The organism is Gordonia rhizosphera NBRC 16068, from assembly GCF_000298195.1.
Lineage (GTDB): Bacteria > Actinomycetota > Actinomycetes > Mycobacteriales > Mycobacteriaceae > Gordonia > Gordonia rhizosphera.
Genome location: NZ_BAHC01000188.1, coordinates 25,740 through 37,941, shown reverse-complemented (window position 1 = coordinate 37,941; position 12,202 = coordinate 25,740). Strand labels below are relative to the sequence as shown.

The window sequence follows — 12,202 nt, the reverse complement described above, 5'->3', positions numbered from 1 at the left end:
GATATGAGGCAAGAGCTGAAAGCCCGGCCGGAATCAGTCGAGCTCGTCGTCGCGGCAGGCTTGCTCACCATGCCCCCGCGTCTGGCCGGAGGTACCCGCGTACGGACTCACCTGGTCACGCAGGAAGCCACCATCGAGCGCGATGACGAGACCGGTGACCTGCTCGTTCAGCTGGCTGAGCTGACGTCCTGTCGCCTCGAAGACACCCAGCTCCTGACCGGCATCGAGATCTTCGATCAGTCCGGAAGCCTGACCCTGCACGCTGAGCTCAAGGACTATCCGTCTCCGGTCGACAGCGGCATCGCAGTCTTCCTCAAGCATTGGGCGGTCCGTGCGCTGGGCAGCCAGCTCGAGATCGATGGTTCACTCGAACCGCCGACCGAAACCGGCGACCTGGCACTGCACGTGGCACCGGCGTTGGTGCTGCGCCGCCGGGGCGCCTTCGCGCTCGTCGAGTACTACGACCGCATGATCGCCCAGGCCGAACTTCCCGACGCCAAGACACCACTCGGACTGGCGCAGCTCGTCACCTCGATCGAGGCCGAGGACCGAGTCGAGTGGCTCGAGTCGACGGGCGCGACGGCGCCGCGCGAGCTCGCCGATGACCCGCTCTTCCCGCTCCCCGCGAACACCGAGCAGGCCAAGATCATCGATCGTCTCGGCGGGGACAGCGGTGTCGTTGTCGAAGGACCGCCCGGCACCGGCAAGACACACACGATCGCCAACCTGGTCTCTGCGTTGCTCGCCCGAGGGCAGCGCGTGCTGGTGACCAGCGAAAAATCCCAGGCATTGCAGGTTCTGCGTGACAAACTCCCGCCGGAAATGCAGGAGCTGTGCGTCTCGATCACCGACCTGGCCCGCGGCGGCTCGCAGGAACTCAGCCGCAGTGTCGCCACGATTGCCGAGCGCAAGACTTCGTTCGTCCGTGAAACCGCCGACCAGACAATCGCCGACCTCACCCAGAAACGCGACCAGGCCAGATCGCGCCGCGCGACGATCCTCGAATCCATCCGGGCGCTGCGCGAATCGGAGACCTACCAACACCCCGAGATCGCACCAGGCTACAGCGGGACGCTTCCCAGCATCGTCCGCGAGTTGGAGAGCAAGCGGTCCAGACTCTCGTGGATGCCGGGCCCGATCAGCACGCCCGAACCGGTGATCACGCCGAGCCAGCTCACCGAGCTGGCCGCCCTCCTCGAGGCACAGACCGCTGAACATCGCACCAGAGCCGATCAGAATCTGCCGCCCCTCGACGATGTCCTTCCCGCCTCGGGTCACATGAGCAGGCTCTTCGAGATCGTCCATCAGCCAGTGCTGGACGCGACGCCACGCTCAGCAGAACTCGTCTCCCTGATCGACGGCGTCGACATCGACACCACCACCCGTGTGCAGGCCGAGTGTGAAGGCTTGCAGTCGGCGATCAGCCGAGTTCGTGCACTTCCGTCTGAGCTTCAACAGCTCGCCGACCGGGTGCTGTCCGGAACAATGGATCACCTGTGGGGCCGTGTCGGCGATGTCGACCAGTTCCTTGCTGCGGCAATCGCGGCCGACCGGCAGGTGGGTGTGGCGCAAGTCGACAGCCCTGCCGTTTCACGCGGCGGTCTCCGCACTATGCAGCAATGGCTGGGCAAGCTCGAATCTGGTGCGGAGTGGCGAGGTCGTTTCCGGCGAACCGACGAACAGAAGGCGTTCGACGCGCTTGGGCTGACCTTGACCGTCGACGACGACCCGGTGACCGACCAGAACGGACTGGCAACGGTAGTCGCGGATCTCACCTGCCTCGACGCTGTCGATGCGGCACGACACACACTGCTCGAACTCGGTGTGCACCTCGAGGCTCCACCGTCGAGGTCAGCGCAAGTCAATGCGTTGCACAATCTGCGAAGTCAGCTCGGAGACATCCAGCAGCTGCTGGCCGCCCGCGCTGCACTGCAGCATGAGATTCTCACCGCCACCGGCCGCCAGATCCAGATCGGAAGCGTCGACGAAGCCTCCGACACCGCGACCGCCGCTGCTGGAATCACGCGCGAAATGCAGCGGCGGGCAGCCCGGGATGAGATCGCGGCGATCGTCGAAAAGCTCCATCGGGTGTTCGGAAATGCTTCCGCTCCTGAAGCTCGCGAGCTCACCGAGACTGTGCGGAAGGCATCGGCGCTGGCGTTCGATTCCGCAGTTCAGAGCTACCTGCGGGCACAGCAGCAACAGCGGGAGCTGTTGGCCACCAACAGCATTGCCGACACACTGCGTGATGCAGCACCAGGACTGTATGCAGTCCTCGCCGACAATCCGGCCGATGACTGGGCGGCCCATGCCGAAACCCTGAGCGAGGCGTGGCACTGGCGGGTGACCAGTACCTGGCTCACCGATCAACGACAACCCGGCAGGGAGGCTCAGCTCAGCGCAGAACTGGACGTGGCCACACACGACATCTCCGCGTTCACTGCCCGTCTGGCAGCCCAATGCGCCTGGAGAAGTTGCCTCGAACGCATGACGGCGAGCGAAGTGACGGCGCTCCAGACGTACCGCGACCACATTCGCAGCATCGGCAAAGGCACCGGCAAGTACGCCGAGATCTACCGCCAAGCGGCGCGCGAGGCGATGAGCGAAGCGCAGAGCGCGATACCCGCATGGGTGATGCCAACGCAACAGGTTCTCGCGTCCATTCCGCCGAAACCCGGAACGTTCGACGTCGTCATCGTTGACGAAGCCAGTCAGGTCGACATCACCAACCTCTATCTGCTGTGGCTCGCACCGAGAATCATTGTTGTTGGTGATGACAAGCAGTGCACGCCCAGCGAAGTCGCGCTCGGTAGCCTCGAGGACATCCTCAAACGCCTAAATAGCTACCTCCCTGATTTGCCAGTCCATGTCCGAACGACCTTCACGCCGCGATCCAGCCTGTTCTCGCTGCTGCGTTCACGTTTCGGGCAAGTGGTGCGGCTGCGTGAGCACTTCCGATCGATGCCAGAGATCATCAACTGGTCGAGTAACCAGTTCTACCTCGATGCGCCGCTGGTGCCGGTACGTCAGTTCGGATCGGACCGACTTCCGCCACTCCGCACGACGTTTGTACCTGGCGCTACGGTGTCGGGAAGTAGTCAGACGCTCAGCAATTCGGCCGAAGCGCAAGCCATCGCCGACCAGATCCTCACATGTATCGACGACCCCGCTTACGCAGGAAAGACGATGGGTGTTGTTGTTCTGCAAGGGCAGTCGCAGGTCATCGCGATCCAGAACGCGCTTCGTGGTCGGATGTCGGAGGAAGAATGGGCCGATCGTCGGTTCCGGGTGGGGACTCCTCCAGACTTCCAAGGCGACGAGCGTGATGTGGTGTTCATGTCGCTGGTCGTGGCCCCTGAACAGAACTTCTTGTCACTGACGAAGACCGAGTTCGAGCAGCGTTTCAATGTCGGTGCCACCCGGGCCAAGGACCAGATGTGGCTGTTCCACTCGGTCACCATCGACCGGCTCAAGGCCGGCGACTTGCGACGCTCGCTGTTGGAGTACATGACGTCGACGAGATCGGCGCCGGCGGATCCAATGCCGGAGAACGTGTCGAACGACGGTAAGGACAATCGCTTTGAGAGTCTCTTCGAACAGCGCGTGTTCAACGAGATCGCAGCCCGCGGCTACCACGTGAATCCGCAAATACAAGTGAATAACCGCCGCATCGACCTGGTCGTCACCGGAAGCGCGTCGCGCCTCGCCGTGGAATGCGACGGGGATGCGTTCCACACGACACCCGAACAGCTCCGTGCCGATCTCGAGCGGGAGACCGAGCTCCGTCGGTGTGGCTGGACGTTCTGGCGCGTCCGAGAATCCGAGTACTACACCGATCCGGTCGAGGCGATGTCGGGATTGTGGGAGGAACTGAAGGCGCTGGGAATCCATCCGGGCGCACGGATCGCCGAGCCAGAACAGCCGCAGTCGGTTGAGGCGACCACCACGGTTCCGATTGACAACCCCCGGTCGCCAGATCACAACGCCGAAAAGGCGGAACCTGATAGTGACCCGACCATCGACGAGCCGCCGGTTGTGGACGTCGAGTCGCCGCGACATCTGGTTCAGCAGAACGAGTCCGTAGATGTCCTGCAGTCGCAGGTATCTGACAAAGTGATCAAAGACGCCGTCCTCTACAACATCGAGAAGGTAGGCGTCGTCGAGCCTGACGATCTCGCCGGACAGCTCGAAGTGCGAACCGATCGAGTTGAACGGATCATCGACCAGCTCGTCGCGGATGGCGAATTGGCCTGGGACGATGCCGATGAAATCGGCGCTGGGGTTAAGGTCCCTGAACAGGCACGGGAGCCCGAAACCGCCGACTCGACCGATCGTCGGTCGGCAGAACTGAAAGCCGAAACGATACGGCAGGTCTTGGTGGCCGGAGCATGGTCATCAGTACCGATGACCATGCAGCGCGCCAGCGCGATCACCAGACTTGATGAGGGTGACGTGCGCGAGCATCTCAATGCGCTCACGGCCGACGGCCGGCTGCAGCAGGTGGACACCGACGGTGATCTGACGTGGGTGCGCCCAGAGAAGGTGCGCTCATGAATCAGTTGCGCGCCTGGCAGCAGGAAGCCCTCGACAAGTGGGCGCAATTGGGCCACCGCGCCGTCGTCGAGGCGGTAACTGGCTCTGGGAAAACAGAAGTCGGGATTGCCGCCGTCATCGCGGCCGTCGAGCAAGGCAGGCAGGCGCTCGTGGTCGTCCCGTCGCGGGACTTGCTGCGTCAGTGGTATGAGCGGTTGCGCCGCTCGGGGTTCTCGGGTCGCGTCGGCCGACGTGGTGATGGCAGCAACGACTCCTTCAGGCGGTTCGACGTCCTGATCTCGACTGTGCAGTCATCCGTTGGTGCAGACGTCGAACTCCCACACGCCGGTGCGCTACTCGTCGCCGACGAGGTCCACCGATACGGTGCCGACAGTTTCTCCCGCGTTCTGTCGGACGTGTTCGAGCAGCGGCTCGGCTTGACCGCCACGTTTGAACGCTCCGACGACGGCATCGACCGCGTGCTGATGCCGTTCTTTGAGGACAAGATCGAGGGCTGCACCTACCGCCGGGGATACGATGACGGCATCCTCGCTCCGGTGAACGTGGCGCTTGTCCCTGTTCCGTTCACGCCGAGAGAACGCGCCCAGTATCATCATCTCGATGAGGTCGCGCGTGCCGAGAGATACACGCTCATTTCCAAGTTCGGGTGTACGCCCGAACCATTCGGCGCCTACCTGCAAGACGTCCAGGCGCTGGCGAGTGTGGAGTTCAGTGTCGACCCGTCGACTCGGTCCGCACGCCGATATCTGAAAGCGTTCGCTGATCGACGGGAACTCCTTGCGTCAGTGAGAGGCAAGGAAGCCGCACTTGCGGAGATTGCAGGCGGACTGGATAGGTCGGAGCGGACCCTGGTGTTCGCCGAGACGAAGGCGGCCGCCGCATCAGCATCGGAAACCCTTCTGGGCCAAGGCATCGCGGCTGCACCCTACACCAGTGATTTGAGTCGAACCAACAGAATCGCGCTCCTGGAGACCTTCAAGAACGGTGGTATCACCACCCTGGCTGCACCGCGGGTGCTCGATGAGGGTATCGATGTTCCCGAAGCAGATGTCGGAATTGTGTTGGCGGCGAGTCGAACTCGGCGGCAGATGATCCAGCGGATGGGTCGGGTTATCCGGCCGAAACGCGATGGTCGGCCGGCGGTGTTCATCGTGATGTTCGCGGAAGGCAGTGCCGAGGATCCCGATATGGGTGCGCACGCAACATTCCTCGAGCAGCTCACCGAGATCGCCCAGAAGCAGATTCGAGTGGAAGCCGCCGATGTCGGCAAGCTCATCGAAGTCTGGCTGCCCGAAACGAACTCCGAGACATCGGCTGCTGCTCTGGCGCATGCCCAGGAGTTGGCATCGTCGACCACCATGAGTGTCACCGAACAAGCTGTGGTCATGCATCGACGAGCCGCCCAGATTCGGCGCGGCGTTGTGGACGCCACCCGGTTCTCGCGCCCAGAAGTCCTCGACATCCTGCTGACCGCGCTCCTTGAATTGGAGCCACTCGAGGCGCAGATCCTGATCCACCGGTTCGGACTCGACGGTGAAGATCCGCGTGATATCCCTGCGATCGCAACGCTCACCGGCATCGACGCGGATGAAGTTCTCAGGCACCACGACGCCGCGCTGCTGAAGGTCTCGCTGCCCGACTCTGAGTCAGATTTCGCTGCGTCCGACCCTGGCATTCAGACGCCTTCGCGTCAGTCCGGGCCATCGGCGCAGAGTAGCGTCGGTGAGAATTCGATCGCCAAGCCTGTCGACGTGCTGAACGGACTTCGCGGGGCCCGATCGGTGCGATCCGTCGGAGATGTGAGATCGAGACAGCGGTCGACGCTGATACTTGACGGCAAGCCGGATGCACCAAAGCAGCCATTTGGCCTGCGGCATATACAACTCCCGGGCAAAGACGGGCGTCCGGCCGAGAAGGGCGCCGCGCGAGGAGTCGCGCAAACCGTGCGGATCTACATGGAATGCGAGGGGTATGTCCACGCCGGCAATCTCGACACTCGCACCGGGAAGGTCACGCTCGAGGACATGGTGAAAGGCCGGAGAGACTTCGACGATCCGGGCGCCGCCGCCCGGGCGCTGGTCGAGTTCTACGACGCTCCTGCTGCGGGAAACGTCGATGGGTGGTCGATGTGGAAAGTAAAGAAGTCGGGAGAGCCGATCTCCACTTTAGAACGTGAGTTGAGCAAAGAGCGGCACACGAAGGAGGGCCTTCACAGTGACTGATCAACACCGCGATCTGCAAGTCGAGGTACGGCGTGCCATCGATGACAGCCAGCGGGAACTGCGCGAGCTGAGGAAGGTCGCGCACGACGCGACAAAGAGACTGCGAGCGGTCAAGCACTCCAAGTGGACGCGAGCCGATGAGTCGGACCTGTACCGGCTCGTCGAGCAGTTTGCACAAGACACCGAGGCTCACCTAGATCACCAACAACAGGTACTCGACACGTACAACATCGCGTTCTTCGGTAGGACCGGGGCCGGCAAGAGCACGCTGATGTCCGCGTTCGGGAAGCTTGACGGCGGGTACGTATCGCCTGGCGAATCGGACTGGACGGTGGACGTCACCGAGATCGCCTGGCAAGGGTGCCGGCTGTGGGATACGCCGGGAATCAATGGTTGGGGGCGGACACAGCGGCGCGCAGACCTCGAAGACACCGCACGCAAGGCGGTTGAGGTCGCAGACGTCGTCCTGCTGTGTTTCGACAGCCAAAGCCAGCAGGCCTCCGAGTTCGACAAGGTTGCACGTTGGGTGCGCCAGTACGGCAAGCCGGTCATCGCGGTGTTGAACGTCCGCAACCAGATGTGGCGTCACCCAGCGAAGGTATCGAGCTCCTCCGCACGCGAAAACCAGTCGCGCAGTGTCCGCGAACACACGGACACCATCCGAACAGAGCTGGCCCGGATCGGACTCGGCGGTACACCCGTCGTCGCCATCCAGAGCAGGCGAGCACTATTTGCCCGCGCCACCGAGCCGTTCAACGGACCCGCGTTGAAGAACTTCGAGCACGACCGCGAGACCTTCGGCGTCGACTACCTCCTGGAGAACTCCAACTTCCCGGTCCTCGAGGCGCTGATCACCGAGTCCATCGCCCACGGTGGTACAGATCTGCGACGCAGATCTCTGCGCGAAGGGATGCGTGCGTTTCTGACCCGCATGCGGTCCGAGGCGGGTGACATCGCGGACGCCGCGCCGCCCGAGATCGCTCGTCTGGAGGCGAGAGTATCCGGGCTCTTCCAGGTACTCGGCTACCCATCGCCGTCGGACGGGAAGAAACTCCTGGGCAAGGACATCGGACTGATCGGCGAGTTGGAGAAGGCCCGCAACCAGCCCTTCACCGAGTCGCTGGAAGGCTCACTTCAGCGACGCATCCGCCACCTCATCCAATCGCACCTGCAACCGGTCCGGCAGGAGACCACCCGACGGGCGGAGGACGAGGTCAACCGTGCTGTTCGCGAGGGGACGCCCCTCGACGAGGAGCTCTTCAAAGCACGTGTGCATCGAGAGGACGATGTCGCTCGCGCCGTCGATGCGATCTGGGACGCGACAGCGGGATACTTGATGAACGAGTTCAAGTTCGCCGCCGGCGTCGCGCACGCTAACCCTGTCAACATAGATCTCAACGCTGATGGCATCCCGATCAACTCGGACAGCATGTTTCGGAAACGCGCAGCCTGGGCACTCCGAACGGTCAGCGTGGCTGCCGGCGGTGCAACCGTCGTTCTCGCTGTGCCTTCAGCCGCAAATTTCTGGAATCCGGCGGGCTGGGGTGGATTCGCGGTGATGGTGGCCGCGACCGCGGTGTCCTCAGTCGCCAAATTCGTAGGCGATCGCTTCGCCGACAGCGATGCGCAACGGCGTGCCGAACTACATTCCGACGGAATCCGCGAAGCACTGACCGCTGTCCGCTCGCATTTCGATTCGATCGAAGCACGCCTTGAAGCCGAACTGGTCAAGGAAGCATGGAAGGTCGGCGGGCCTCTGGTCGTCGCTGCGGCGAGAGGCGCACTGCACCTGCGCGAGCAGAGTGTCCACATCGCGGACCTTGACTCCTGGCTGGCCGAACAGGCCGACACGATCGAGCCGTCGGTCGACCCGCTGACGGTTGTGCAGGCCGCGCAACGTCAAGTGCAGGCCGGTCACGCCGGCAGGTCGGGCAACAGCTTGTGGCTCGGGGAGGACTGGCTCGAACGAGGCTCCCACGCACAGGAACTGGCTGTCGACCACCTGACGGATGAAGCGCGCCACGTCTTCGGGAATGCTCACCTAGCGGACGCCAAGAACCTTGATGAGTTTCTCGGCCACGCATGGCCACAGCACACCTCAAAGACTCTGCAGGAGTGGATAGAGCGCGTCAATCCTTCCGGCTCTGACGTGACACCACCCGCGGGCAACCCGACCGTCGTGGTAGTCGGCGACTACAGCTCCGGTAAGTCGAGCCTCGTCAAACGGCTCCTCGTCGAACTGGGCGGCCACGTCCCCGATGATCTCCACGTACGGGGCGGCGTCGCCACCCAGACGGCTCGGGCCTACGACCTCGACACCATCACACTCGTCGACACGCCCGGATTCCAGAGCGGCCAAAGCGAACACGACGCTCGCGCCCTGGAGGCTACCGCCGACGCATCTTTGGTGGTCGTTGTCCTGCACGTTAATCTTCTGATCGGTGACATGTCGCTCATCGAACAGATCGCCAAAGGCACGGATCTCACCGTCGCGAAGGGTGGACGAATCCTCTTCGTCGTCAATCGCGCTGATGAACTGGGCGTCGACCCTGCAACTGCGCCGGCGGATTTCCAGTTGCTGAAGGCGCGGAAAGCCACTGAGCTGAAGGAAGCCCTCGCCTCACGGGACATCGATGTCGCGCCGGAGCAGATCCATGTGCTTGCCGGCGACCCGTTTGGCGCAGTGGGCGCGAGAGTCGACATCACGCGGGACGACTACGCCGCGAACTCCGCGTGGGACGGGGTCAGAGCACTTGCCGATCTACTCTCCTCGTCGGCGCCGCAGACTGGGGTGGCGGGCTGCACTATTGCGGATGCCGACGCCGCCGCCAACGGGCTTCTCGCGGTGCAGAACGACCTCGGCGAACGGGTCATCAAGTTGGAAGCGTCCTGTGACGAAGCCGGCAGAGTACTCGACGCGACCGGCAACGGAATCCGTGACGCGCACCTGATGGTCCGAGGCTGGCAGGCACAACTGGACCGGATCATCGGTCCCGAAGCCGACAAGGCAAAGTCCAGGGTGCGACAGCTGACAGCTGACACACTCGAGCAACTCGAACCCATCGTCAACGAATGGGCCGCGAATGAGGAACTTCTGGAGAAGATCGGCGAGTTCCGCAAGCGGGCTGTGACAGAACTGAACTCGTGGAGCGGAGAGCAATCGTCAACGGTTGGCCGACGCATCGACACCGCAACCACCATCGAAGCGATGATCGACCTCGGCGCCGGGTTCGAAGCGAGGACGGGAGAGAGCTTCATCGCGCAGGCCGCTGAGCGTGCGGGCTCGGTCGGAAAGTACGGGGCCAAGTTCGCGCGCGCAGCAGGCAAGCGGGACGTCGTCTACGGCGCAGGCAAAGCAGTCGGTGTGAAGTTCAAACCTTGGGGCGCAGTCAAAGCCGGCAGTCGGATCGCGAAGGTAGCGCCGATACTCGCAGCGGCTGCTGCCGCCGCCGACGGCTACTCGATGTATGCCGCACACTCTGCGGACCAGAAGGTGGAATCAGAACGCACCCGCGGTGTCGACTTCATCGAGACTCAAGTCGCTCGCCTGATGGAGGCAGCAACCGGGATGGTCGATGAGCAGGGCAGCCTGATGTACGAACTCACCACCCGTACCACCGAGCTTGCGACCCATCGGGAACGCTTCGACTGTGTCATGCAGGCGACCGGGTCTGAGATCGCCGTGTGCGGGGGTAGGCGAGACGAGATCGCCGAATTGTTGACCGAATACCGAGCTTTGAGCAATGAAGACGATGGGAGTGTGCAGCAATGACACAACGAGTGGATGACGCGCGCACCTGGCTGGAGTCGGCTCCCGGCGTCGACCTTGAGGCCTTCGACACGCGGTGGGCATCGCTCGCCCAAGCACAGAAACCGGTAGTGACCGTCTTCGGTTCATACGACACGGGCAAGAGTAGTCTGATCCGTCGCATCCTCGTCGACTCCGGTACAGCGATACCGGACTGGCTGACCATCAGTGCACGCCACGAGACGTTTGAGGTCAGCGAAATCGACGTCGACGGCTACCTCCTTCGCGACACCCCAGGGCTCGCTGTCGAGGCCGAGGATGTTCGGGGACGGGCCAACACGGCGGCGGCGACAGACGCCATCGCCCTGACTGACATCGGTGTCGTCACACTGACGCCACAGCTTGCCACTGCCGAGCACGGCGCGCTGACCAAGCTCGTCGATGCAGGCTGGGACACGGGCACACTCTGGTTCGTCATCTCGCGCTTCGATGAGGCGGGCATCGACGCCGACGGGGATCCTGACGGCTACCGCGAACTCGCCGAGCGGAAGGCGCGCGAGCTCCGTGAATCGCTGCACCTCGACGGCACAGTACCGGTCTATGTCGTGTCGCAGGACTACTCGCAGCTGGGCGGATCGGATCGCCACGTCGACCCCTCGGTGTGGGATGACAGCAGGCCGTGGGATGGCATGCAGCAGCTGGAGGACGACCTCAAGGCCGTCGCTGATCGACCGCTGGCCGCGTTGAGGGACGCGGCAGCCGAACGATTCTGGATCGCCGCCGTCCGCACCGTTGTCGCCGAACTCGAGGAGCACCGAGCCCAGATCGCTGGTTTTGCGGAGGGAGCGGAGCGATCGTCGGACCGGCTGAACCGAGCGACCAAGGAACTGCAGGTGCTTGACGATGCTGCCCGATCAGCTCTGCACGGAGTGCTCAACGAGTCGGTCGATCGGTCGGTCATCAGGCTCGATGTGGACCGTTCACAGATAGTCGCCGACCTCCAAGATTCGCTGACGACGTGGCACCAGACCCAAGCACGCGAACTGGAGCGTCTGCTGCAGGAGATTCAAGCCGGCGACGACAGCCAACGCGCCGAACCCGAATGGCGCGGACTGGAGAACCTGTTGGCGACCGATGCTGACGAGATGGACAGTCAGCCGGCGGAGGAGCGCGCGGATTACTGGGTCATCGCCGATATTGCTGCGGCCATTGGACCGCAACTCGTCAAGGGGCTACGCGAGTACGTCAAACTCGCGAATGAGCCGCTTGGCAAGCGAGCTGCGGCGACGACGATGGTCAAGGCGTCTGGTGTGCTACAGGCTGCCAACATCGCACAGGCCGCGCTACCCGTTGTTCTTGAAGTCGCCGGGATGATCGACGATTTTCGCCTAACGTCAGCGTCCGAAGGTGCCGCCCGGAAGCGGGTGGAACAACAAGCACGGGCTGCCGCGCGCCAGGCTGAGAGCATTGCGCTCGATCGGTGGGCGGCGACCGTCGAGGAGACGCGGAGAGTGATCGACCAGACGTTCGGTGCACATGCCGCGGTCATGGAAAAGGTACGGGCAGATGCCGACGAAATCGCTTCAGCTATCGAACGGGGTCGACAGTTAAGCCAACGCAGCTGAGCCTGGACGTCGATTCTCGCGCGCGCTGAGATACGACCAACACCATTGGGGCT

General features: G+C 63.2%; 4 protein-coding genes. All 4 read left to right on the top strand.

The genetic code is table 11. The features are described 5' to 3' along the window. The first annotated feature begins 69 nt into the window (after window positions 1-69). The 4 genes from GORHZ_RS23010 to GORHZ_RS22995 are packed head-to-tail and all read left to right on the top strand — an operon-like array spanning window position 70 to window position 12,149. Window positions 70-4,554, top strand: coding sequence for a PDDEXK-like endonuclease domain-containing protein (locus GORHZ_RS23010; protein WP_245551499.1), 4,485 nt, complete (start codon window positions 70-72; stop codon window positions 4,552-4,554). Continuing rightward, window positions 4,551-6,776, top strand: coding sequence for a DEAD/DEAH box helicase (locus GORHZ_RS23005; RefSeq protein WP_006337409.1), 2,226 nt, complete (start codon window positions 4,551-4,553; stop codon window positions 6,774-6,776). Before GORHZ_RS23010 ends, GORHZ_RS23005 begins: the two co-directional genes overlap by 4 nt. Further along, on the top strand, window positions 6,769-10,548 hold the full coding sequence (locus GORHZ_RS23000; RefSeq protein ID WP_006337408.1) for a GTPase: 3,780 nt from the start codon (window positions 6,769-6,771) through the stop codon (window positions 10,546-10,548). Before GORHZ_RS23005 ends, GORHZ_RS23000 begins: the two co-directional genes overlap by 8 nt. Then, window positions 10,545-12,149, top strand: a complete 1,605-nt coding sequence (locus tag GORHZ_RS22995) for a GTPase domain-containing protein (protein WP_006337407.1) — start codon at window positions 10,545-10,547, stop codon at window positions 12,147-12,149. Before GORHZ_RS23000 ends, GORHZ_RS22995 begins: the two co-directional genes overlap by 4 nt. The last annotated feature ends 53 nt before the right edge of the window (window positions 12,150-12,202 follow it).

Bases quoted from the DNA above. Each gene is read 5' to 3' on its own strand.
- GORHZ_RS23010 (WP_245551499.1), top strand. From the start codon at position 70: ATGCCCCCGCGTCTGGCCGGAGGTACCCGCGTACGGACTCACCTGGTC.
- GORHZ_RS23005 (WP_006337409.1), top strand. From the start codon at position 4,551: ATGAATCAGTTGCGCGCCTGGCAGCAGGAAGCCCTCGACAAGTGGGCG.
- GORHZ_RS22995 (WP_006337407.1), top strand. From the start codon at position 10,545: ATGACACAACGAGTGGATGACGCGCGCACCTGGCTGGAGTCGGCTCCC.